The organism is Bosea sp. F3-2, assembly GCF_008253865.1.
Taxonomy (GTDB): domain Bacteria; phylum Pseudomonadota; class Alphaproteobacteria; order Rhizobiales; family Beijerinckiaceae; genus Allobosea.
On sequence record NZ_CP042331.1, the window covers coordinates 4,771,398 to 4,792,983 of the forward strand.

Annotated in this window: 23 protein-coding genes; 10 read left to right on the top strand and 13 right to left on the bottom strand. The window is 66.2% G+C overall.

Going from position 1 to position 21,586, the window contains the following annotated elements; genetic code table 11:
- Nucleotides 1-4: 4 nt before the first annotated feature.
- The 8 genes from FQV39_RS22025 to FQV39_RS22060 all read right to left on the bottom strand — a co-directional run bounded on the left by FQV39_RS22025 (nt 5) and on the right by FQV39_RS22060 (nt 6,907).
- Entirely contained in the window at nt 5-1,237 is a 1,233-nt protein-coding gene (locus FQV39_RS22025; RefSeq protein ID WP_149132242.1) for an ABC transporter substrate-binding protein, read from the bottom strand.
- 139 nt (nt 1,238-1,376) lie between these two features.
- Nucleotides 1,377-1,589, bottom strand: a complete 213-nt coding sequence (locus FQV39_RS22030; protein ID WP_149132243.1) for a hypothetical protein — start codon at nt 1,587-1,589, stop codon at nt 1,377-1,379.
- A 217-nt stretch (nt 1,590-1,806) separates the two neighbouring features.
- Nucleotides 1,807-2,511 (bottom strand): GntR family transcriptional regulator, encoded by a 705-nt coding sequence (locus tag FQV39_RS22035; protein ID WP_149132244.1) that lies wholly within the window; start codon nt 2,509-2,511, stop codon nt 1,807-1,809.
- Nucleotides 2,504-2,998, bottom strand: coding sequence for a VOC family protein (locus FQV39_RS22040; protein ID WP_149132245.1), 495 nt, complete (start codon nt 2,996-2,998; stop codon nt 2,504-2,506). Before FQV39_RS22040 ends, FQV39_RS22035 begins: the two co-directional genes overlap by 8 nt.
- Nucleotides 2,995-4,143: a mandelate racemase/muconate lactonizing enzyme family protein gene (locus FQV39_RS22045; RefSeq protein ID WP_149132246.1), complete on the bottom strand. Its 1,149-nt coding sequence runs from the start codon at nt 4,141-4,143 to the stop codon at nt 2,995-2,997. Before FQV39_RS22045 ends, FQV39_RS22040 begins: the two co-directional genes overlap by 4 nt.
- The gene (locus FQV39_RS22050; protein ID WP_149132247.1) at nt 4,140-4,964 is read right to left on the bottom strand and encodes an SDR family NAD(P)-dependent oxidoreductase; all 825 of its coding nucleotides are present in this window, start codon (nt 4,962-4,964) and stop codon (nt 4,140-4,142) included. Before FQV39_RS22050 ends, FQV39_RS22045 begins: the two co-directional genes overlap by 4 nt.
- Nucleotides 4,961-6,055, bottom strand: a complete 1,095-nt coding sequence (locus tag FQV39_RS22055) for a glycerol dehydrogenase (RefSeq protein WP_149132248.1) — start codon at nt 6,053-6,055, stop codon at nt 4,961-4,963. Before FQV39_RS22055 ends, FQV39_RS22050 begins: the two co-directional genes overlap by 4 nt.
- 24 nt (nt 6,056-6,079) lie before the next feature.
- Nucleotides 6,080-6,907, bottom strand: a complete 828-nt coding sequence (locus FQV39_RS22060) for a shikimate dehydrogenase family protein (protein ID WP_149132249.1) — start codon at nt 6,905-6,907, stop codon at nt 6,080-6,082.
- A gap of 219 nt (nt 6,908-7,126) precedes the next feature.
- Here FQV39_RS22060 and FQV39_RS22065 point away from each other — a divergent pair, with 219 nt between their 5' ends.
- Nucleotides 7,127-8,011: a transketolase gene (locus FQV39_RS22065; protein WP_210251129.1), complete on the top strand. Its 885-nt coding sequence runs from the start codon at nt 7,127-7,129 to the stop codon at nt 8,009-8,011.
- 2 nt (nt 8,012-8,013) lie between these two features.
- Nucleotides 8,014-9,015 carry a transketolase family protein gene (locus FQV39_RS22070; protein WP_149132250.1) on the top strand — a complete coding sequence of 334 codons (1,002 nt, stop codon included), beginning with the start codon at nt 8,014-8,016 and terminating at the stop codon, nt 9,013-9,015.
- A gap of 52 nt (nt 9,016-9,067) precedes the next feature.
- Here FQV39_RS22070 and FQV39_RS33275 read toward each other — a convergent pair whose 3' ends face one another.
- Nucleotides 9,068-9,283, bottom strand: a complete 216-nt coding sequence (locus FQV39_RS33275; RefSeq protein WP_187640016.1) for a hypothetical protein — start codon at nt 9,281-9,283, stop codon at nt 9,068-9,070.
- Between FQV39_RS33275 and FQV39_RS34425 the strand changes: the two genes are divergently transcribed.
- From FQV39_RS34425 to FQV39_RS22085, 3 genes are all read left to right on the top strand, one after another.
- The gene (locus tag FQV39_RS34425) at nt 9,267-9,617 is read left to right on the top strand and encodes a hypothetical protein (protein WP_187640017.1); all 351 of its coding nucleotides are present in this window, start codon (nt 9,267-9,269) and stop codon (nt 9,615-9,617) included. The two genes, FQV39_RS33275 and FQV39_RS34425, sit on opposite strands and share 17 nt — an antisense overlap.
- 112 nt (nt 9,618-9,729) lie before the next feature.
- Nucleotides 9,730-11,229, top strand: a complete 1,500-nt coding sequence (locus FQV39_RS22080; RefSeq protein ID WP_210251130.1) for an SLC13 family permease — start codon at nt 9,730-9,732, stop codon at nt 11,227-11,229.
- 67 nt (nt 11,230-11,296) lie between these two features.
- Entirely contained in the window at nt 11,297-11,902 is a 606-nt protein-coding gene (locus FQV39_RS22085; RefSeq protein WP_149132252.1) for a histidine phosphatase family protein, read from the top strand.
- Nucleotides 11,903-11,938: 36 nt separating this feature from the next.
- Here FQV39_RS22085 and FQV39_RS22090 read toward each other — a convergent pair whose 3' ends face one another.
- Entirely contained in the window at nt 11,939-12,853 is a 915-nt protein-coding gene (locus FQV39_RS22090; RefSeq protein WP_149132253.1) for a LysR family transcriptional regulator, read from the bottom strand.
- Nucleotides 12,854-13,016: 163 nt separating this feature from the next.
- Here FQV39_RS22090 and pyk point away from each other — a divergent pair, with 163 nt between their 5' ends.
- A complete protein-coding gene (gene pyk, locus FQV39_RS22095) occupies nt 13,017-14,456 on the top strand; it encodes a pyruvate kinase (protein WP_149132254.1) in 1,440 nt (479 codons plus the stop codon).
- Nucleotides 14,457-14,527: 71 nt separating this feature from the next.
- Here the strand turns inward: pyk and FQV39_RS22100 are convergent, their stop codons facing one another.
- A complete protein-coding gene (locus FQV39_RS22100) occupies nt 14,528-15,286 on the bottom strand; it encodes an AraC family transcriptional regulator (protein WP_149132255.1) in 759 nt (252 codons plus the stop codon).
- Between the two features lie 95 nt (nt 15,287-15,381).
- Between FQV39_RS22100 and FQV39_RS22105 the strand changes: the two genes are divergently transcribed.
- The 4 genes from FQV39_RS22105 (at nt 15,382) to minE (ending at nt 18,630) form a co-directional block, all read left to right on the top strand.
- The gene (locus FQV39_RS22105; protein ID WP_149132256.1) at nt 15,382-16,578 is read left to right on the top strand and encodes an MFS transporter; all 1,197 of its coding nucleotides are present in this window, start codon (nt 15,382-15,384) and stop codon (nt 16,576-16,578) included.
- Nucleotides 16,579-16,779: 201 nt separating this feature from the next.
- Nucleotides 16,780-17,514: a septum site-determining protein MinC gene (minC, locus tag FQV39_RS22110; protein ID WP_149132257.1), complete on the top strand. Its 735-nt coding sequence runs from the start codon at nt 16,780-16,782 to the stop codon at nt 17,512-17,514.
- Between the two features lie 34 nt (nt 17,515-17,548).
- On the top strand, nt 17,549-18,364 hold the full coding sequence (gene minD, locus FQV39_RS22115) for a septum site-determining protein MinD (protein ID WP_149132258.1): 816 nt from the start codon (nt 17,549-17,551) through the stop codon (nt 18,362-18,364).
- 2 nt (nt 18,365-18,366) lie between these two features.
- Nucleotides 18,367-18,630 carry a cell division topological specificity factor MinE gene (gene minE, locus FQV39_RS22120; RefSeq protein WP_149133976.1) on the top strand — a complete coding sequence of 88 codons (264 nt, stop codon included), beginning with the start codon at nt 18,367-18,369 and terminating at the stop codon, nt 18,628-18,630.
- 26 nt (nt 18,631-18,656) lie between these two features.
- Here minE and fhuB read toward each other — a convergent pair whose 3' ends face one another.
- Nucleotides 18,657-20,654, bottom strand: a complete 1,998-nt coding sequence (fhuB, locus tag FQV39_RS22125) for a Fe(3+)-hydroxamate ABC transporter permease FhuB (RefSeq protein WP_248313106.1) — start codon at nt 20,652-20,654, stop codon at nt 18,657-18,659.
- A complete protein-coding gene (locus FQV39_RS22130; RefSeq protein WP_149132259.1) occupies nt 20,647-21,534 on the bottom strand; it encodes an ABC transporter substrate-binding protein in 888 nt (295 codons plus the stop codon). Before FQV39_RS22130 ends, fhuB begins: the two co-directional genes overlap by 8 nt.
- Nucleotides 21,535-21,586: the final 52 nt, after the last annotated feature.

Here is a 21,586-nt window from a genome sequence, read left to right on the forward strand (position 1 = left end):
TGCGTCACCGGCGCAGGATGCGGCTGAGTGCCTGGGCCTGGGCGTCGTCCATCACCTTCTTCGGCGATTCTCCGCCGACCAGGCAGCGCAGCACGTTCTCGCAGACGACCTGCTGGAAATCGAGGGTCTTGCTCTCCAGTGAGCGGACCAGGAAAGGCTGGCCATAGGGCGTGTTCTCGTCGAACGACTTCACCCAGGGATATTTCTTGAGCTCCTCCTCGGCGCGCGGGATCTGCGTCGCGACGTTGGAGGCGCCGAGCAGGAGCTGGAGTTCGGCCTGCGGCTCCGGCTGGAGCATCCAGTCGACAAAGGCTGCGGCGCCGGCCTTCTTCTTCGAATTGGCGTTGAAGGCGAGCATGGTGAGCGTGATGCCCTGCTCGCGATGCGGGAAGGGCGAGCGGGCAGCATCGAACTTGAAATCGGGCGCCTGGGCCGAGAAGATGCCGCCGACACCGCCATTGTCGATGTTCATGCCGATCTTGCCCTCCCAGAACATGCGCCGGTAGGTCGCGGCATCGGCGCCCTTGGGGGTCACGCCGAGATCGTAGACGCGCTTGTACTGGGTGATCGCCTCGACGACCTCCTTGCTGTTCAGCAGAGGCTCGCCGCCACCGCCCCATTGCCCGCCGAAGCCGTAGACGTAGTTCGAGAGGTCGAACCAGAAGCCGGCCCGTTCCGGCATCGTCGCGCGGAAGGCGTAGCCGAACTTGCCGCGGCCGGTCGCCTCCTTCGCGGCGGCCAGGAACGTGTCCCAATCCTTCGGCGGCGCGCCGTCCTTGAGCAGCGCGGGGTTATAGAGCATCGCATAGTTGGCGGTCTCGAAGGCGATGCCGATGCGCTTGCCGTCGACCTTCACGAACTTGTCGGCCGCCTGGAACTTGAACTTCGACAGGTCCAGGAGATCATCGACCGGGAAGAGCCGGTTGGCCGGCACAGCGGCGAAGAAGTCGGTCTGGTCGAAGCGGATCAGGTCCGGCCCGCCACCGCCGCCCATCTGCGTGAAGACGGTGTCAGCCAGCTTCGAAAACGGGATGGCGACAGGCTCGATGACATAGCGATCCTGACTCTTGTTGAACTTCTCGATCCAGGCGCGGGTGCGGTCGCCACGTCCGGCCTCGGCAAAAAGCCCCGCTGCAAAGGTCAGGGTCTCTTTGGACTGAGCGAAGCTGCGCGTGACGTTCATTGCGCCAGCGCCAGCGGCGAACTTCAGGAGCGTGCGTCGAGAGAACTTCGTCATGGCTTCCTCCGGGTGATACCCTGCTATCGGGCGTGGCGCCCGGTATTCCGGGTCACCGTTGGGCTGAGCGCCGAACCGGCGCGCCGTTTGGGAATTCAGGCTAGATCGCCGAGCGTCCTTTCGGACGCAAAATGGCAATCTATCTCTTCGCTGTAGCATCGGATTTTCCCGAAAAGTGGATCCCACTTTTCGGCCCGATGCTCTTGATCGCGTCCGCCTCCGCATAGGCAAGCTGCTCGAGCTCGCTTTCAAGTGCGTCCGGCAGGACGCGGATCTCCGCGGGGTCACCGAGGAGATCGGTAAAGCCGTGGCTGAAGGAGGCTGCGTTCTGTCCGTGGAAGACGATCCGCATGTCGGTGTCCTTCAAAGCGCTCGAAGAAGGTTGCGCCATGACCGCACCCATAACGTGAGAGAAGTCAGGTTGTCAAACAACTGACAGCATGACAATATGAGCCTCATCTGGAGTATCCCATGCAGTAGTCGAAGGCGCTCCGGCGGCCAGCACAATCGGCTGCAAGCCGACCGCTGTTGGCCGCAGGGCAGTTCGTGCACGAAGAACGAATGTCGATTCAGCGCGTTGAGCCGGTCCGACGAACTTCGCCCTCTCGCTCAAAGGCATCGATCAGGACATTCCCCCACCGGATGTCGTCCTGAATGGCTTTGCTCGCGGCGGCGGCGTCGTGCCGCCGCAAGGCTTCCAGGACGACGTGATGAAGATGCTGGTCTGCTGCCAGGTCCCGCTTCGGGATGTGCACGTGGAACAGGCGCAGGAAGGGACCCATCAACACCCAGGCGTTCTCGACGATGCCCTCGAGGATGGGGAGCTGGGCTACCCGGAGCAGGGCGAAGTGAAAGTCCCGGTTTCGAACGCTCGCCTCGGCGGGATCGACGGCCGCCGCAGCGAGAAAGCTCTCGTGAATCCGCGTGAGCTCATCGAGTTGTTGAGGGGTGATGATCTTCGCTGCACGCTCGGCCGCCGCTCCTTCCAGCTCGACGCGTATCAGCTGGATCTCGCGCAGGCGGTCGGGATCGAGCTTGGGAACGTGCACGGCCGTGGCCGCCCGCATTTCCAAGGCCCGCTCGCTGACGAGCCGGAAGATGGTCTCGCGAACCGGCGTGATGCTGGTGCCGAACTGCTCGGCCAGGCTGGAAATGGTCAGTCGCTCGCCCGGCTCGAACTGGCCGTCCATCAGCGCACCGCGCAACTGCGCATAGATGCGCGCGGAGAGATTCTCCTTGCTGACCTGTTTGATCGGGGTGCCGCTCTCAGCCATGGCTTTCCTCCTCGGGAACCTCGACCAGCTCTATCAGGATGCCGTGGGGATCGCGCATGAAGAGACCGCGCAACCCTTTGGCAATGCCCTCGGTGATCTTGCTGACCTCGCCTTGCAAGCTGCCGCCCGCATCGAGAATCTCCCGGCGCAGTTCCGGCAGCCGCGTCACGCGCAGGCAGATATGCGCAGTACCGGGCTGATTGGCGTCAGGCCGGATCGGCTCACCGGCGGGCGAGACGAATTCGATGAACTCGATATGGGCGCCGTGGCCGAAGAGATGGGCAAGGCGCATATGGGCGCCGGGCACGCCGATGAAGCGCTCGAGCCAGGGCGCGCTGCGCTCTCCGATCGGCTCGGGGCGAAAGCCGAGGACCTCGCTCCAGAAGGCCACCGAGCGCTCGATGTCGGGCGTGATGAAGCCGGTGTGTCCGAAAGCGATCGAGCGGGGCGGAGCGGTCCGCACGTCTGTCGCGATGGCATCGCTCATGCGCGTTCTCCCAGAGTCTCGCTGCGCAGGGCGAAGGCGGCCGCCTTGTCCCAGTCGAAGGTGATCGCGGCGCCGGGCGCATCGCTGACCACGAGATCGCCATCCTCGACCCGCGCCGGGTCAGAAAAGAGGCGATCGATCGGATCGGCGCCGACCTCCGGCAGGATCATCTCGACGCAGCGCACGGCGGGGAAGGCCGCCGCGAGCTGGCCATGCAGCGCCGGGAAGACGTGGGGGATGACCTCGCGATCCATGATCGTTGCCAGATGCAGCGCCTCGATCGCGCCGGTGAGCCCGCCACTGACGGAGGCGTCGATGCGCAGGATGCGGGCGGCCTCGGCGAGATCGCGGAAGCCATAGCGGTCGATCACGTCCTCGCCGACGGCGAGAGGCACGCCGATTCGTGCCTCCAGCTCGGCAACGTTGCGCCATTGCTGCGGCAGGAACGGATCCTCGATGAAGACGGCGCCGAGACCTTCTGCAAGCCGGCAGGTCGGCAGCGCGTCACCGATTGTCTTCCACGACCAATGCGCATCGATGCCGAAGGCGACTTCGTCCGGCAGCGCCTTGCGGACGGCTTCGAGCAAGGCGGTGTCGGCGGCGAGATCGCTGCCGTTGATCATCACCTTAATGGTGCGGAAGCCGCGAGCCGCGAGATCGCGGCACTGTTCCGCCACCGCTTGCGCCGAGGCGCCGTAGCCGACGACCGGCATCACCGGGACGTGCTGGCGCGCGCTGCCGATCAGTGCGTGGAGCGGCAGGCCCGTGCCCCGCCCGAGCGCGTCCCACATCGCGATGTCGAGCAGGCTGATGCCACGCATGAGCACGGCGCGGGCCGGCGGCGCGGCCGCCTCCGCCGCCAGCCGCGCGGCAGCGCGTTGGGCCGGCGACCGCCCGACATAGAACGGCGCGACGCGCATCGCGAGATCCAGGAGCGGCAGCCCGCGCTCGAAGCCGACGGCGTGGCCCGTGGTCCCGTCCGCGAGGCGGATGCGCAGCAGCACGTAGTCGCGGTGGGTCATGTGCAGCTTGCCGAGCTGGAGCGGGCTCGGGAAGGGAATGCGGCAATGCATCGCCTCGACCGCTGTGACGGCCGGCAGGGCTGCCGCGTCCGGGGCGTCGCTGAGGGCAGGGCGCTTGGTCATGCGGCAAGCCCCAGATCGCTGATCTCGGGCTGGAACAGCGTCGCCGACATGCCGCCATCGACCATCAGCACATGGCCGGAGACGAAGCCGGCGGCGGCCGAGGCGAGGAAGACGGCCGGGCCGGCGAGTTCATCGGGCGAGGCCCAGCGGCCGAGCGGCGTGCGATCGACGACCTGCTTGTGGAAGCGGCCATCGGCCAGCGTCGCCTTGTTGATCTCGGTCTCGATATAGCCCGGGCCGATCGCGTTGACGGTGATGCCGTAAGCGCCGAGCTCGGCCGCCAGCGCCCGCGTGATGCCGACGACGCCGTGCTTGGCGGCGACATAGGAGATGACGCCGGGCCGCGACGAGATGCCCATCAGTGAGGCGGTGTTGATGATCCGCCCGTAGCGGGCCTTGCGCATGTGCCGCGTCGCCTCGCGGGCCAGCGCGTAAAGCGAGGTCAGGTTGATCGCGATGACCTTGTCCCAATCGGCGATCTCATGGGTCTCGACCGGCTTGCGGATCAGGATGCCGGCATTGTTCATCAGGATGTCGAGCTTGCCGTGGCGGGCGACGATCGCGTCGATCGCCGCGGCGCCGGCCGGATGGTCGGTGACGTCAAAAGCCTGCGGCTCGGCCTTCAGTCCTTCGGCGCGCAAGCTTTCGCAAGCCGCTTCGGCGGCTGCCGGGCTGACGTCGTTGATGATGACGGTGGCGCCAGCCTGCGCGAAGCCATGTGCGATCGAATAGCCGATGCCACGCCCGGCCCCGGTGACGAGCGCGATGCGCCCGTCGAGCGAGAAATCGGCGATCGGGCGGGAGGGTGTGGCCGTGCTCATTCCGCCGCATCCTTCCGGTTCGAGGAGGCCGCTTCCACGGCCTCGATGGCCGCGACGAGGTCCTGCGCCGAAACGGGCCGGGAGAAATGCTTCATATGCGCCGCCTGCGCCGTCAGTTCCGCGATGGTCGCGATCTCCGCGGCCCCGCCCTGGAAGCCGAGATCGGCGAGCGAGAGCGGCAGGCCGGTCTGCGCGAAGAACCCGCGGATATCGGCGACGAAGGCGGCATCCCGCCCTTCAAGCGCGAGCTGGACCAAAAGCCCGTAAGCAACCTGGTGGCCGTGCGGCGCCGAGGCCGAGCCCGGCACGGCGGACAAGCCTCGTGTCATCGCATGGCAGACCGAAAGACCGCCGCTCTCGAACGCAAGCCCGCTCATCAGGACGCTGGCCTCGACCAGCCGCTCCAGCGCCTCGTCCGGCTCGCCGCGCTTCACCGCCGCCAGCGCCGCGACGGAGTCAGCGCGAACCGTCTCGTAGCAGGCCCGCGCCAGGGCGAGCGCCGTCAGCGGCGAGCGGGCGCCGAAGACGTTGTTGCCTTTCACGCCGATGCATTGCTCGACCTCGAAGCGCTTGACGACGGCGTCACCGATGCCAGCGGACAATAGCATGGCCGGTGCCTTGGCGATGATCGCAGTGTCGACGAGAACCAGATCAGGGTTGGCCTTGAGTTTCTCGACACCAACCAGCTTATGGTTCTCGTCGTAGACCACGATGATGTGGCTGGTCGGGGAGTCGTTCGAAGCGACGGTCGGCATCGTGACGAGCTTCGCTCCAATCTGGCCAGACAGGAACTTCGCGGCGTCGATGGTCTTGCCGCCGCCGGCAGCCACGACGATCTCGGGCGGATTGCCTTGGCAGAGCGCCGCCATGCGCTCGACCTCTGCATGGGTGATCTCGCCGCCGAAGGTGATCGGAGACAGCGATACGCCAGCAGCGTCGCAGCTTTCCTTCGCCTGCGCCGAGACCAGGCGCTGAACATGTTCGTCGGCGATCAGCACCGCCGTCTTGCCGAGGCGAGCAAGCTCGTCGCCGAGCTGTGCGATGGCCCCGGCTCCCTGAATGTAGCGTCGAGGCGATCCGAAAATGATCATCGTCAAAAGGTCCTTTGTGGGATGTCAGGCGATGCGCAGCGTCGGCTGCGCTGCGGTTTGGGCATCGCCGAGCAGAAAATCGATGAAGAGGTCGATTTGTGCTGCGAGCATGTGCATGCCCTGATGGATCCGGGCGCCCCGCGCCTCGGCCCCGCGCAAGAGCGGGGTCATGGCGGGCTTCATCACAATGTCCGCAACCATGCTGGCCGGCTCGATCGTTTCAACGTCGACGGGGCTCGCCGGATCGCCATCGAGGCCAACCGAGGTGCCATTGACCACCAGATCGAAGCCGCGGGCATTCGCTGGACCAACCAGGATTCTCTGGCTCGGGTTGAGCACGCGCAGTCTTTCGGCGAGCGCCTCCGCTCGCTCGATGTTGCGGTTGGCGATCACGAGTTCCACGACACCTGCTGCCAGCAGCGCTTGCGCCAGCGCGGTCGCTGCACCTCCGGCTCCGAGAAGCAGCACCCGCTGCCCGCGAGGCTCGTAACCGTCGTTGCGCAGTCCCGCTACAAATCCCTCTCCGTCATAGAGCCGGCCCGTCGTCAGCCCATCCGAGGCCCGACGCACGACATTCACGACCCCGAGGTCCGATGCGACGCCCTCCAGTCGGTCGCAGTGACGCGCTGCCGCTTCCTTGTGAGGGATCGTGACAATCGCCCCGGCAAGATTTCGCCCGGAACGCAAGCCGGCCCAGGCCGATGCAAGATCTGAAGGTGCGACTTCCCAGGGGACCAGCACGGCATTGATCTGCCGCTCCACGCAACGGGCGTTGAACAGCGTCGGCGTCCGAAGATGCGCCGATGGGTATGCCAGATGGACGATGACGCGTGTGCGCCCGTCGATCTCCATGACCGTCTCCCTAATCAGCCGCTGAGATGTTCCGCAAATCACGTCTCTCAGCCTTGTTATCATATATGATGCATGATACGAGATGGGCGTCAACCGGGAATTGTCAGGCCGGCTCCTTCGCTGGGATGCTCCGAGAAGTCGTTGGCCTGGAAAGAGAATCTCTCGTCGCGCTCGCCACCGAGGTCACTCCCGGGGAAATTGGATCGAGGAACGCTCAGCATGTCAGCTCCATCCGCCGCGCCCAGACGCGACGCCAACGACTACACGCCTTCTCCTGCCGAAATCGCGCGCTTGCGCGAGAAGGCCCGCTTCGTTCGGCTCGAGACGATCCGCCTGATCGAGATCGCCAAGGTCGGGCATTATTCGTCCGTCTTCTCGGCCGCCGAAATCTTCGCCGCGCTCTATTATGACGTTCTCAGCCTGAAGCCCGGCGAGCCGGCCTGGCCCGATCGCGATCGCTTCCTGATGGGCAAGGGCCATGCGGCGGTCGGGCTGTTCCCGATCCTGGCCGATCTCGGCTACATCCCGACCGAGGTGCTGAACGGCTATACCCGGCTCGGCAACCCGCTGGGCGACCATCCCGACATGCGCAAGGTCCCCGGCATCGACTTCTCCTCCGGCTCGATCGGGCATGCGCTTTCGGCGGGTGCGGGCATGGCCTGGGGTGGACGAGCCGATGGCCGCGCCTTCGACGTCTTCGTCATGCTCGGCGATGGCGAGATGCAGGAAGGGCAGGTCTGGGAGGCCGCCATCTTCGCCGCTCACCACAAGCTTTCGAAGCTGATCGCCATCGTCGACCGCAACGGCTTCCAGCTCGACGGCGCCGTCGACGACGTGATGGGCGTCGAGCCGCTCGACGAGAAATGGCGCGCTTTCGGCTGGGAGACCCATGTCGTCGACGGCCATGATCTCGGCGCTATCACCGCTCTGCTGCGACGCCTCAAGGCCGACGATACGCGCGAGCGCCCAGCCTGCATCATTGCCAAGACGCTGAAGGGCAAGGGCGTGACCTATATGGAGACCGAGCCTGGCTGGCATCTCGGCTATCTCGCTCCCGAAGACGCGGAACGTGCCATCGCCGAAATCAAGAGCCGGGAGATCTGAGCATGAACGCCCATCAGTTTGCCACGGGCCCGCAGTCCTCGAATTCCTGGCAGTATCGTGCGCTGAACGTCGCCAACCCCGGCCTGGACTTCTTCTCCGACGGCCTGATCCAGCTCGTTGCGGAGGGCTACCCGTTGATCGCCGGCTCGGCCGATCTGCAATATTCGAACGGCCTCAACAAATTCGCCGCGAAGCATCCCGACCGCTACGTGCAGTTCGGCATCTCCGAGCAGAACATGGTCACGGCAGCCGCCGGGCTGGCGACGACGGGACACATGCCCTTCGTGGCGACCTTCGCCTCCTTCCTCGGCCTGCTCTGCTGCGAGCAGATCCGCATGGACGTCGCCTATTGCGCCCAGCCGGTCCGCCTCGTCGGCCATCACACCGGGATTTCACTCGGCTTCTACGGCACTTCGCACCACGCGACCGAGGATATCGCGACGATGCGTGCCATCGCCGACCTCACCGTGATTTCACCGGCAGACGGCCCGCAGCTCGAAGCCGCGATCAAGGCTTCCGCGACATGGCCAGAGCCGATCTATTTCCGCATTGGCCGTGGCCGCGAGCCCAATGTCTATGAACGCGGAACGCCTTTCACCATCGGCAAGGCGATCGAGCATATCGAGGGGCACGAGCTGACGATCATCGCCTGCGGATTGCCGGTTCATCCCTCCCTCGAAGCCGCGCGCAAGCTCAATGCGGAAGGCCGTTCGGTTGGCGTGATCGACATGGCCACCGTCAAGCCGCTCGACCGCGAGGCCGTTCTGCGCGCCGCCGGCCGCTGCAAGATTCTGATGACGGCCGAGGAGCACAATGTGCTCGGGGGCCTGGGCTCGGCGGTCGCGGAAGTTCTGGCCGACGAGGGCTGCGGCGTCAAACTCCTGCGCCACGGCATTCATGACGAGTACAGCCTGATCGCGCCTCCGACGCATCTTTACGCGCACTACAAGCTCGATGCCGCGGGCCTCGAGGAAATCGCTCGGTCCGCGCTCAGCAAAATATGAGACCGGCCATGCACGGTGCGGGCTCTTCCAGCCCGCGCCGTGCAGCATAGGCCTAAGCAGACCAGTCTCTGCTCTCCGGATGGCCGCCGGCATCAGCCTTGAGCCAGAGGAGCGAGCGCGGCGCCAGCTTGAAAACGGCCTGGCTGCCGACCTCGGACAGTTCCCGGCCGGACTGGAGCGGCGTGTCGACGGCCACTGCGGTCGTCCCGATGCGCGCGCCGTAGCGGATGCTGGCGTCGAGGAACTCGCGATTGGCGATGGTTGCCATCGGAGGTCGCGGCGGCGACGAGGCTGGCGTGCTGAGGGCGGAAGAGCAGGGTGGAGTCGTTGGGGGTGTCCTGTGCCTCGGCGATCGGGATATTCGCGCTGCCGTCGATCTCGAAGCAACGGGCTGGTCCGCTACCAGTGAGCTTTCCCGCCAAGATATTGGCGGTGCTGAGGAAGCCGGCGACATCCTGGTCGTGGGTGACGAGGATCGTCGTCAGCCCGAGGCGCTGTTGCATGTCGCGCAGCTCGCGCCGGACCTGCACACGCATCTTGGCGTCGAGGTTCGACAGCGGCTCGTCGAGATAGCGCTCGCCCTCCATAGAAGTCGGCGTTAGACGGCTGCTCGGTATAATATAGAAATTTCTTATTATAACTATAAATACAATAATGTTGTGTTATTTTTTTCTCCCACCTAAGCTTCGGCAAAATTCAAAAAGGGAGGCTGAGGTGAGCGATATCGCCTTGAGGGATGAAGCACCGTCCCAAACGACGAGCCAGGTGTCCCCGGACAGCAAAAAGCCGGAACCGATCCTCAAGAAGATCGGCATTCCACTCGCCCTTATCGTCTTTGCCGCGCTGATGGCGATGCCGACTCCGGCTGGCCTCAGCTATCCCGGCCAGAAGGCGCTCGCGATTTTCTGCACGGCGCTCACGCTTTGGGTCGCCGGATCGATCCCGATCTATCTGACCTCGATGCTGGCGATCATCGCCCTTGTGCTGACCGGAACGGTCAAGGAGCGCGTTGCCTTCGAGACGCTCGGTTTCGACGTCATCTGGCTGATGGTCTCCGCATTCGTCCTGACCTCGGCGATGGTCAAATCCAATCTGGCCCGCCGATTTGCCCTGTGGATGATCACCTCCTTCGGCGGCACGCCGAGGCGGACGCTGCTGGTGCTGATCTTCATCAACTTCGCGCTCGCCTTCTTTGTGCCTTCGACCACGGCACGCGCGAGCCTGATGGTGCCGATCTGCGTCATCCTGCTGGAGATCTATCGCGCGGTTCCCGGCCAGAGCCATTTCGGGCGGCTGATGATGCTGCTCGGCGTCCAAGCCGATGCCGTCGCCACCTCCGGCGTGATGACCGGCACCGCAGCGAACATGATCGCCGTGAAGTTCATCAAGGAACAGACGGGGACGGACATCGGCTACATGGACTGGCTTGCCGCCGCCATGCCCTCGGCGTTGCTGACCATGCTCCTGACCTTCTTCGTCGGCCTGAAGCTCTTCGATTTCCGCGGCGAGAGCGGCTTCTCGGAAGGCACGGCCAAGCTCAAAGAGCAATTGTCCAGCCTTGGAAAGCTGACTCTCGCCGAAAAGAAGGCGATGGCGATCTTCGTCCTGACGCTCGTCCTGTGGGCGACCGAGGACTATCAGGAAGCCTGGTTCCACGGCTTCGGCATCTCGGTCTACATGACCGCCGTCATCGCCGCCACACTCTGCCTCATGCCCGGCATCGGCCTGATCACCTGGAAGGAAGCCAATATCAAATGGGATCTGATGATCTTCGCGGCTGGCGCCTACGCCGCCGGTAACGCGCTCGAATCGACCAAGGGTGCGCAGTGGATCATCGGCAAACTCGTCTATGGGCTCGGACTTGAAACCATGTCACCAGCCACGGTCTACGTCGTGGTGATCTTCATGAGCATGTATAGCCACATGATCTTCACGTCGAAGACCGTGCGGACGACGATCATGATCCCGGCCTTCATCGCCCTGGCGAAAACGCTCGGCATGAACCCGGTGACGCTGGCGCTCGCGGCGTCGTTCACCCTGACCTATACGATCACCCTGCCGCCGCACTCCAAGGTCAACACGATCTATTTCGCGACCGGGTACTTCTCCGTCCTCGACCAGCTCAAATACGGCCTGATCACCTGTTTCATCGGGGCCGTCCTGATCTCGCTGTCGGTGTTCACCTGGTTCAGATTGCTCGGCTACGGCCTCTGATCCGTCGAGGCGGGCAGACCAGAACCTGCCCGCCTCCATCCATTTCCTTTTCGGCAGAGTAGAGACGATGCGACTGATCTTGCTGAGACATGGCGAGACGATCTGGAACACTCAGAAGCGCCTGCAAGGGCATGACGATTCGCCGCTTTCCGAGCGCGGGGTCGCGCAGGCCAAGGCGATCGCCGCAACGCTGCGCCGGCTGGCGCCGCCGCGTGCCGTGGCGTCCGATCTCGGGCGGACACGGCAGACGGCCCGGCTCGTCGGATTTGACGGCGCCGTGAGCGAGCCACGGCTTCGCGAGCTCGACATGGGCGAATGGACGGGCTGCGCGAAGGATGAGCTGATGGCCGACAGGCCCGGCGACTATGCCGCCTGGCGCGCGGGGCGCCTGACGCCCGCCGGCGGCGAAAGCTGGGGAGCCTTCACGGCGCGCATTCGCGACGGCCTGCTGGACTGGGTCGGGCGCGGCGAGGGAGATCTGCTGGCGATCGTGCATAGCGGCGTCGTGCGGGCCGCCTGCAACGTGTTCCTCGGGCTGACACCCGGCCAGATCCTGCCCGTCACCCCGGGGACCCTGACGATCTTCGACTTTGCCGGCGGCGACCCGGCAACGCCGCGCCTCGAAGCCTATAATGTCGGCCCGTCGACGCCCGACATCGACGTGGCGGATTGAGAAGGGATGCGGGCTGCCGGCGCCCGATGGCGGGAGCTACGGCCCGGCCGCGGCTTGGCCCGGCATGTCCTGGGACAGCAGCAGGTCGAGGAAGCGCGTTACGGCCGGCGATAGCAGTTTTTCGCGATGGTGAACAATGCGAATGCCGCGCTCGAAACATGCGTTCTCGATCGAAACTTCCACGAGGTCGCCAGCCGCTATCTCGCGCGCCACGGCAAATCTGGAGACGATCGAGATGCCGAGATTGTGCATCACGGCCTGCTTGATGGCTTCCAGGCTCGAAATATTCATCTCGTCGGCCAAGGAGACGCCGGACAGGCGCATGCGTTCCGACAGGAAATCCCGGGTTGCCGATGGTCCCGGCTTGATCAGGAAGGTCTCAGTGGCGACCTGTGCGAGCGAAACCTTTTCACGGTGGGTAAAATGATGCCCCGGAGCCGCGATCAGAACCAGCCGGTCCCGGCACAGCTCCCGAAAGACGAACCGGGCCCGGTCGAGCTGGAGCTGATCGGACACCATCAGGAAGTCGACGCTGCCCGCTTCGAGGCGGCGAACCAGTTCCGAGGAGGAGGCGATGTCGAGCTCGAAGGCGAGCTTCGGCGCCAGCCGCTTGTGGTGCGCAATGATGGCGGGGATCAAATAGGCGCCGATGAAATTGCTGGCCCCGAAATGGATGGTGCCCGACAGGGGGTCCTCCATCTGCCGGAGGTGCTCGCGCGCGGTCGCGAGCGTGTTCACGACCTCGAGCGCGTATTCCCTGAAGGCCTTGCCCTGGCGCGTCAGGTGCAGCCGCTTGGCAACGCGGTCGAACAGCGGCGTGCCGAGCTCCTGTTCGAGCATCTGGATACGCATGGTCACCGCCGGCTGGGTGCAATGAACCCGGCGTGCGGTCTCTGTCACGCTGAGACAATCGGCCAGGACGAGGAATGCGTCGAGTTGATTGATATTCATCCGGTCGTCCGCTGCGAGCAGATTCACAAAGTTATTTTATCAAGAACTCCCAAATATCAATCCATCTTATGATCCGGCGGTACGGCACCGCCGCTTATCCCATCGATCGCACTCGACCCAGGTCGTGTGCGCCCCTCTCTGGAACGTTCTGGAACACGGATTCATGAAGCGCGAACGCCGGATCAAGATCATTGCGACGCTAGGGCCCGCTTCCTCGACGGAGGAGATGTGCGCCAAGCTGTTTGAGGCGGGCGTCGACGTGTTCCGCATCAATATGAGCCACACCCAGCGCGAGACGCTGGCCGAGAAGGTGGCGATGCTGCGCGGGCTGGAGACCAAGTTCCGGCGTCCGGTCGGCATCCTCGCCGATCTCCAGGGCCCCAAGCTGCGCGTCGGTGCGTTCGGCGGCGATGGCGGTGCGATGCTGGAGAAGGGGGCGATCTTCACCCTCGATTCCGATCCGGCGCCCGGTGACGCCGAGCGCGTCCACCTGCCCCATCCCGAGATTCTGAGCGCGCTCGAGCCCGGCCACAGCCTGATCCTCGATGACGGCAAGCTGCGCCTCGTCGTGGAGAGGGCCTCGGACAAGGAAGCGGTGACGCGCGTCACGGTCGGCGGGCGGCTGTCCTCGCGCAAGGGGGTGAGCCTGCCCGACACCACCATCGCCGTCTCGGCGATGACCGAGAAGGACCGGGCCGATGCCGAGGTCGCGGCCGAGGTCGGGGTCGACTGGATCGCGCTCTCCTTCGTGCAGCGGCCCGAGGACATGGCCGAGCTGCGCAAGATCGTGCGCGGCCGGGCGCTGGCGCTGGCCAAGATCGAGAAGCCGCAGGCGGTGCTGCGGCTGGAGGAGATCATCGAGGCCTCGGACGCGATCATGGTGGCGCGTGGCGATCTCGGCGTCGAGATGCCGCTGGAGAAGGTGCCGGGCACGCAGAAGCGCATGATCCGCATGGCGCGGCGCAAGGGCAAGCCGGTCGTGGTCGCGACGCAGATGCTGGAGAGCATGATCACCAGCCCGGTGCCGACCCGGGCCGAGGTCTCGGACGTGGCGACCGCGGTGTTCGAGGGCGCCGACGCGGTGATGCTCTCGGCCGAGAGCGCCGCCGGCCAGTACCCGGTCGAGGCGGTGACGATGATGAACCGCATCGCCGAGGAGGTCGAAGGCGAGACGGTCTACCGCTCGATCCTGGAGGCGCAACGCGCCGAGCCCGAGGCCACCGGCGCCGACGCCATCGCCAAGGCCGCCCATGAGATCGCCGAGACGCTGCATCTCAAGGCGATCTGCGCCTGGACCTCGTCCGGCTCGACCGCCTTCCGGATCGCCCGCGAGCGCCCGAACTCGACCGTGATCGCGCTGACGCCGAACCGCGCCACGGCGCGCCGTCTCACCCTGGTCTGGGGCGTGCACGCCATCGTCACCAAGGACGCCAGCGACGCCGACGACATGGCCTTCCGCGCCTGCAAGTTCGCGGTGCGCGAGCACTATGCCAGGCTCGGCGACCGGATCATCGTCGTCGCCGGCGTGCCCTTCGGCACACCGGGCGCGACCAACATGGTCCGCATCGCCTTCATCGCCCAGGAGCACGTCGCAAAGGCCTGAGCGAAGAGGGGGCAGAGCGGGGGGCAGGTTGAAGCCGCTGACTTGGGGACGGTGAGGCACGTCCCCGTCCATCATCGCCATGACAGAACTGCGCTGCCGAGGATGCGTTCGGCCGCAGCCCGGAGCGTCCGCAGATCGGCGTAGCCGACGGCACGGACGATCAGGTGCGGAGGGCAGCCGTCTGTCGCCAGGGCTAGTGCGCGCACCACCCGCAAACGCACTCTCCACTCGCCGAAACTCATGCCGGTTTCGGTGCGGAAGCCGCGCGTCAGCGTGCGCCGGCTAGCTCCGGCGTGCTGTGCCCAGCCGTCGAGGTCGAGGGGCGAGGCAGGGTCCTTCAGCAGCGCATCGCAGACGCGCCGCAATCGCGGGTCGCGCGGCAAGGGCAGGGTCAAAGGCGTTTCGGGTGCGCGCGCGATCTCATCCAGGATCAGCGCGGCGAGATGCCCGCCGCGCCCGTTCTCATCATAGAGGAGGGGCTCGGCCGCCAGCGCCGCCAGCGACGAGGCCAGCAATGGCGTCACCTGCAGAACGCGGCAGCCCTGCGGCAGGACACCCACGGCTTCAGGGGCGACATAGGCCGAGCACATCGAGACTCTTCCATGCATTCTGACCTCATGGAAAAGCTGCGGTGGGATCCAGAGCGCATGCTGTGCCGGCAGAATCCAGGTTCCGTCTTCCGCTGTCACCAATGTCAGCCCGGCAGTAGCATACAGAAGCTGGGCCCGCGGATGGCTGTGCCAGCCGGTAGTTGCGCCCGCCTCATAGGTCTTCGGCATGACGCCGATGGCGCGCGGGACCGTCTGATAGGCGTTGCTGTCGCCGCGCATCGCAATCTCCGTTTGGCCCGATTATGCAGATTATCGGCCCAACAGGCCACATCGGGTCAAGGTAGAAGAATCCCATCCTTGTCGCGAGCATCCCCATGAGCCCTGAGACACTGTCCAAACGCACGCTTCTCTTCGTCAACGCAGCCCATGCGCTCGATCACTTCGTGCTGCTGATCTATCCGACGGCCGTGATCGCCATCGCGGCGCAGACCGGGCTGAGCTATGCCGAGCTCATCGGCCTCGCGACGGGTGCCTTCGTCGCCTTCGGCCTGTGCTCCCTGCCGATGGGGTGGCTCTCGGACCGCTTCGGCCGGCGCAACATGCTCGCCGTCTTTTTCCTGGGCTACGGGCTGTCCTGTCTTGGCGTCGCCAGCGCGAGCCAGCCGGCTGCCTTCGCAGCCTGGCTCCTCGTTCTCGGCGTGGCATCGGCGATCTATCACCCGGTCGGTTCGACCATGCTGGTCAATCATGCCCGACAGCTCGGCCGCGACCTCGGGGTCAATGCGGTCTGGGGCAATCTCGGTGCGGCGTCGGCGGCCGGCGTCACCGCATTGTTGGCCGCAAGCCTCGGCTGGCGCGCAGCTTTCGTGCTGCCGGGCCTCGTCTGCCTCGTGCTCGGAGCGGCGTTCCTCGCGCTCGTGCCCGGTGACGGGGCGCCGCATGCGAGCCGCTCGGGCAAGGCGGAGCTCATTCCGGTCAGCCGTCCCATGGCGCTTCTCGCCGTCTTCGCCATCGCGATCATCGCCGGTGGCATCACCTTCAACATCACGACCATCTCCTTGCCGAAGATCCTCGATGAGCGGCTCGGGCCGGACCTGCCGCTGGCGCTGACCGGCTCGCTGGCGACGCTGGTCTTCGTGTTCGGGGCCGGGGCGCAGTGGCTTATGGGCCGGCTCGTCGATCGCTACACGCTGCCTGCCCTGTTCGTCGGGCTTGCTCTCCTGCAGCCACTCGGCCTCGCGCTCTCTGCAACGACGCAGGGCATCCCCCTGCTGCTCGGCCTCGTCCTGACGATGACCGCGATCTACGGGCAGGTCGTCGTCAACGACGCGATGGTTGCCCGCTATGTGCCGGCCCAGCACCGCGCCAAGGCGTTCAGCGTGCGCTATTTCCTCGGCTTCACCGTGAGCGGCTTCGTGGTGCCCATGCTGGCGGTTCTATACGCTCAAGGCGGGTTCGGGCTGGTGCTGGGCGGAGCGGCCGTGTTCGGCCTGATCGTCTGGCTCGCTTCGCTGGCGTTCTATTTCCTCGCTCAAGGCTCGGCATCGGAAAAGGCTGCTCCGGCCGAATAGCCGGAGTTCTCCTGTGCACCTGCCGTAGCCGATTTGGCCGGGTTTTCGCATGCCGCGAAGCCCGGCACAGGCGCTCCACACACCCTGAATGCTCGGTCCGGCCGGCGAACGACGCCGGCTTCTTCGCGTGGATAAGCGGCGCCGGTTTACCGCTTGTTAACCATACGCTCGATACACCGAAGCAACCGAAAATTTACCAAGATGACCGGCGTGTTAACCCAATCCCGACCCATTCGTCTCAAGGGCCGCAGCTTCCTTGCGCTGGCCCTGACACCCGAGCTTCCCTTCGAGGATTGGCTGGTCCGGCTCGATGACCTGGCCTCGCGCTCGACCGGCTTCTTCATGCGCCGGCCCGTGGTTCTCGACATCACCGGCCTCGACATCGACCGGCCGCAGCTGCGCGATCTGATCGACCGGCTCGGCGCGCGCAATGTGCGGATCATGGGTATCGAGGGGGCGCGCCCCTCGCTGCTCGGAACGGATCTGCCGCCGGCCATGGCCGATGGCCGCCCGACCTCGGATATCGAAGCGCCGGCCGCGGAAGCGGACGGCAAGCCACAGGCTCCCGAAAGCGTCGCACCGCCGGCCATGGCGGTACCGAAGGCGTCGCCTTCGCTGGTCGTGACCCAGCCCGTTCGTTCGGGGCAGTCGGTGATCTTCGCCGAGGGCGATGTAACGATCGTCGGCTCGGTCGCATCGGGTGCGGAGGTCATCGCGGGTGGCTCGATCCATGTCTACGGCACGCTGCGCGGCCGGGCCATGGCCGGGACGATCGGCAATGCGGAGGCGCGCATCTTCTGCCGGAAGCTCGAGGCCGAGCTCGTCGCCATCGACGGCTACTACAAGACGGCCGAGGATTTGGAGCCGGGCCTGCGCGGCAAGGCCGTCCAGTTCTGGCTGGAAGGCGACACTTTCAAGGTCGGATCACTCGCCTGAACCGAGGGCGCGTCCACAGCAACAGGAGAGGTCAATGGGCAAGGTCATCGTGGTCACATCGGGGAAGGGCGGCGTCGGCAAGACGACCTCCTCGGCGGCATTGGGGGCGGCTCTCGCCCGCGGTGGCGAGAAGGTCGTGGTGGTCGACTTCGACGTCGGCCTGCGCAATCTCGACCTCGTCATGGGGGCGGAACGGCGCGTGGTCTACGACCTCGTCAACGTGATCCAGGGCGAGGCGAAGCTGACGCAGGCGCTGATCCGCGACAAGCGGCTGGAGACGCTCTACCTGCTGCCGGCCTCGCAGACGCGCGACAAGGACAACCTGACGGCCGAGGGCGTTGCGGCGGTCATCGGCGCTCTCAAGACCTCGTTCGACTGGGTGATCTGCGACAGCCCGGCCGGCATCGAGCGCGGCGCGACGCTGGCGATGCGCCATGCCGACATCGCGATCGTCGTGACCAATCCGGAAGTCTCCTCGGTGCGCGATTCCGATCGCATCATCGGCCTGCTCGATTCCAAGACGCTGAAGGCCGAGAGCGGCGAGCGAATCGAGAAGCACCTCCTCCTCACCCGCTACGACCCCGCCCGCGCCGAGCGCGGCGACATGCTGAAGGTGGACGACGTCCTCGAAATCCTGTCGATCCCGCTGCTGGGGATCGTGCCGGAAAGCATGGACGTGCTGCGGGCCTCCAATGTCGGCTCGCCGGTCACGCTGGCGGATGAGCGCAGCGCGCCGGCGATCGCCTATTTCGACGCCGTGCGCCGGCTCAAGGGCGAGGCCCTGCCGGTCACCGTCCCCGGCGAGAAGCGCGGCTTCTTCGGCAAGATCTTCGGAAGGAAGGCGGCATGAGCATGAACCTGCTTCGTCTTTTCTCCCGCCCTCGTTCGGCCCCCGCGGCGCGCGAGCGGCTGCAGGTGTTGCTCGCGCATGAGCGCGCCGCGGTCGGCGATTCGGACCTCGTCACCAAGCTCCGGGACGAAATCCTGCGCGCAATCTCGAAGCACATGCAGGTCGATGACGAGAAGGTCAGCGTCCGCATGGAACGCGGCGCCCAGGTCTCGACACTGGCCGTCGATATCGAAATCCCGTTCGACGCGGGCAAGAAGGCGGCCTGACGGCCGCCCCTTACCTCCGTCTCGCATCAGCCGTTTCGGCTTCCGCCGCGGTTCAGCAGCCAGATCAGGTAGGGGCCGCCGATCAGCGCGGCGAACAGCCCGACCGGCACCTGATACGGAAAAGCGACGATGCGCGAGAGCCAATCCGCGACGATCATCACGGCGCAGCCGATCAGGACGGAGGCCAGGAGCTGGTCGCGACTGCGGGCAAATCCGGCGAGCCGGGCAAGATGCGGGGCGATGAGCCCGATCAGGCTCAAGGGGCCGACCAGCAGCGAGGCTACCGCCGTCATCAGCGCGGCAAGGGCGGCAAGGCAGAGCCGGGTGCGCTCGACGGCGAGGCCGAGGCTGCGGCTGGTGGCATCCCCGAACGGCAGCAGATCGAGCCAGCGCACCGCGAGCAGGAGAGGGGCGATCAGCAGGACGCAGGCGATAAGGCCGGTCCAGGCCTCGATCTCGCCAGCGCGGTTGGTCGAGCCTGAGAGCCAGACCAGCAGCATATAGGCGCGCAGATCGCCCTGGGCGAGTGCGGTCGAGACCACCGCCATGCAGAGCGCGCCCATGGCGATGCCGGCAAGCAGCAGGCGCTGCGGCCCGACGCCCGGGCTGGCGGCGAACAGCAGCATGACGAAGAGCACTGCGAGCGAGCCGCCGGCGATGCCAGCCAGCATCGCAAAGGGGCTCGCCGGCAGGAACGTGAGTGCCAGCAGCAACCCGACGCCGCCAGCGGCGCTGACACCGAGCACTTCGGGGCCGGCGAGAGGGTTGGCGGTGAGGCGCTGCATCAGGCAACCGGCGGCGCCGAGCAGGACGCCGGCCGATCCCGCCGCAACGAGGCGCGGACCGCGGAATGGCAACAGATCCCAGAAGAGAGGACCCGTCGCCAACTCCCATCCCTGCGGTCCGCGTCCGAGCACGAGACCGAGCGCAGCGACGAGTGCCATGATGGCGGCGAGCGGAATGAGCGCCCGCAGCGAGCGTGCCGCCCGGTTGTTGAGCCAGACAGGATCGGTCGCCTGCGGCGGCAAGGCCGGCGGAACCCGTCGCATCAGCCACAGCAGCAACGGGCCGCCGAACAGGGCGGTCGCGGCGCCTGTCGGCGCGAGATCGTTGAAGCCGGAGCCGAGCAACTGCACCGTGCTGTCGGTGATCGAGAGCAGCAAGGCCCCGAACGCTGGTGCCGCCAGCAGCATCTGCCGCGGCGTGCGGGCGCCGAGTTCGCGCGCCAGAGCTGGCGCGGCGAGGCCGACGAAGCCGATCACGCCAACCTCGGCGGTGACGCTCGCCGCCAGCCAGACGGCGATGCCGAGAACGGCAAGGCGTGTCGCATGAAGGGCGAGGCCGAGGCTGCGTGCCATATCCTCGTCGAGGCCGAGTAGGGTGAGAGGCCGCAACAGCAATGCGGCGGCAAATGCGCTCAGCATGAGGCGTGGGCCGAGCGCCAGAGCGGCATCCCAGCTCTGCTGGTTGAGCGAGCCCGCGCCCCAGATGAACAGCGACAGCACATACTCGCCCTTGGCGAGAATGACGGTCGCGCTGGCTGCCGCCGCGACGAGCGAGACGACCATGCCCGACAGGACCACCGTCATCGGATCGAGCCCGCGCCGCCAGCTCAGGCCGAGGACGAGAGCGACCGCGGCGATGGCGCCGACAAGCGCGACGCCTTCGCGCGAGAATGCAATCAGGGCCGGGGCATAGGCCGTCGCTGCAGTGAGTGCGAGTTGCGCGCCGGAGGCGATGCCGAGCGTCGAAGCGTCGGCGATCGGGTTGCGCAGCACACGCTGCAGCAGCATGCCGGCGAGCCCGAGCGCCGCACCGCAGATCAGCGCGGTTGCGGCGCGCGGCATCAGGCTCTGCCGGAGCAGGATGCTTTCGAGCGTCCGGGCGAGTTCGGACGAGGCCTGCAGGGACGGGCGCGTTACGACGACCGCCAAGAAAAGGGCTGCCGCCGTCAGCGTCGCGAGAAGCCAGGCGCCCGGGTGCCTGCCCGGTGGTAGCCGTATCGCGCGGACCGCCTCAGCCACGGGCCGTCTCCGCCGCGAGCAGGGCGTCGGTCAGCAATCGCGCGAAACGGCGCGCCGCGGGCAGACCGCCATAGGGGTTGATCGAGCCGAGCTGCAGGAGCCGGCCTTTGCGCAGATTGGGCAGGGCATTCCAGAAGGCGCTGCCCGCGAGGGTCGGCATGGCGTCGGGAGGCACCGGCGGGATCAGCGCGATGAAGGCGTCCGGGACACGAACGAGCGCTTCAAGCCCGATCGGGGCCATGGCGGAATAGTCCGTACGCTCCGTCCAGGCATTGGCGAGGCCGAGCCGCCGCAGCACCTCGCCGAACATGCTGTCATCGCCGAAAACACGGAAATGCCGGGCATCGCCGAGGTTGACCGGGATCACCGGACGCGCGCCCAGCGGCTTCAACCTTTCGCGCAGGCTCGCAAATTCCGTCTCGGTGTCGGCGATGTAGCGCTCGGCCGTCACGGCGATGCCGAGGCGCTCGCCGATACTTCGGGTCATCGCGACCACCGGCTCATAGGGCAAGCGGCCGGGCGCATAGATCGAGAAGCTTTCGACCGGCGCGATCCGGCGCAGCCGCGGCTCGGAGCCGACATAGAAGCTCGACGAGAAGATCAGCTCCGGCCGTGACAGCAGCAGCAATTCGAAATTGATCGTGCCGCGCAGGCCGAGATCGGTGACGCTTGTGGGAACGGCGGGCTCGATCGCGACCTCGCGGAATTGGCGCAGCTCCGGTGCGGCGATCGGCGGGACTCCGAGCGCAAGCAAAGTCTCCAGCACCGACCAGTCGACGGTTGCGACGCGCAAGCCCGCAGCCTCGGCCGGCAGCGGGAGGCTGGCGGCGAGAAGCGCCAATGCGCCGCGTCGTGTCGGGAAAGGCGGGGTGCCGATCATGTATCCGGGTCTAGCGCTTGTCGCGCTTCTATTGAAACGAATGTCATCCCGG

Excerpts from the sequence above, each read along its gene's own strand:
- FQV39_RS22025 (WP_149132242.1), bottom strand. The coding sequence starts at position 1,237 with ATGACGAAGTTCTCTCGACGCACGCTCCTGAAGTTCGCCGCTGGCGCT.
- FQV39_RS22030 (WP_149132243.1), bottom strand. The coding sequence starts at position 1,589 with ATGCGGATCGTCTTCCACGGACAGAACGCAGCCTCCTTCAGCCACGGC.
- FQV39_RS22035 (WP_149132244.1), bottom strand. The coding sequence starts at position 2,511 with ATGGCTGAGAGCGGCACCCCGATCAAACAGGTCAGCAAGGAGAATCTC.
- FQV39_RS22040 (WP_149132245.1), bottom strand. The coding sequence starts at position 2,998 with ATGAGCGATGCCATCGCGACAGACGTGCGGACCGCTCCGCCCCGCTCG.
- FQV39_RS22045 (WP_149132246.1), bottom strand. The coding sequence starts at position 4,143 with ATGACCAAGCGCCCTGCCCTCAGCGACGCCCCGGACGCGGCAGCCCTG.
- FQV39_RS22050 (WP_149132247.1), bottom strand. The coding sequence starts at position 4,964 with ATGAGCACGGCCACACCCTCCCGCCCGATCGCCGATTTCTCGCTCGAC.
- FQV39_RS22055 (WP_149132248.1), bottom strand. The coding sequence starts at position 6,055 with ATGATCATTTTCGGATCGCCTCGACGCTACATTCAGGGAGCCGGGGCC.
- FQV39_RS22060 (WP_149132249.1), bottom strand. The coding sequence starts at position 6,907 with ATGGAGATCGACGGGCGCACACGCGTCATCGTCCATCTGGCATACCCA.
- FQV39_RS22065 (WP_210251129.1), top strand. The coding sequence starts at position 7,127 with ATGTCAGCTCCATCCGCCGCGCCCAGACGCGACGCCAACGACTACACG.
- FQV39_RS22070 (WP_149132250.1), top strand. The coding sequence starts at position 8,014 with ATGAACGCCCATCAGTTTGCCACGGGCCCGCAGTCCTCGAATTCCTGG.
- FQV39_RS33275 (WP_187640016.1), bottom strand. The coding sequence starts at position 9,283 with ATGGCAACCATCGCCAATCGCGAGTTCCTCGACGCCAGCATCCGCTAC.
- FQV39_RS22085 (WP_149132252.1), top strand. The coding sequence starts at position 11,297 with ATGCGACTGATCTTGCTGAGACATGGCGAGACGATCTGGAACACTCAG.
- FQV39_RS22090 (WP_149132253.1), bottom strand. The coding sequence starts at position 12,853 with ATGAATATCAATCAACTCGACGCATTCCTCGTCCTGGCCGATTGTCTC.
- pyk (WP_149132254.1), top strand. The coding sequence starts at position 13,017 with ATGAAGCGCGAACGCCGGATCAAGATCATTGCGACGCTAGGGCCCGCT.
- FQV39_RS22100 (WP_149132255.1), bottom strand. The coding sequence starts at position 15,286 with ATGCGCGGCGACAGCAACGCCTATCAGACGGTCCCGCGCGCCATCGGC.
- FQV39_RS22105 (WP_149132256.1), top strand. The coding sequence starts at position 15,382 with ATGAGCCCTGAGACACTGTCCAAACGCACGCTTCTCTTCGTCAACGCA.
- minC (WP_149132257.1), top strand. The coding sequence starts at position 16,780 with ATGACCGGCGTGTTAACCCAATCCCGACCCATTCGTCTCAAGGGCCGC.
- minD (WP_149132258.1), top strand. The coding sequence starts at position 17,549 with ATGGGCAAGGTCATCGTGGTCACATCGGGGAAGGGCGGCGTCGGCAAG.
- minE (WP_149133976.1), top strand. The coding sequence starts at position 18,367 with ATGAACCTGCTTCGTCTTTTCTCCCGCCCTCGTTCGGCCCCCGCGGCG.
- FQV39_RS22130 (WP_149132259.1), bottom strand. The coding sequence starts at position 21,534 with ATGATCGGCACCCCGCCTTTCCCGACACGACGCGGCGCATTGGCGCTT.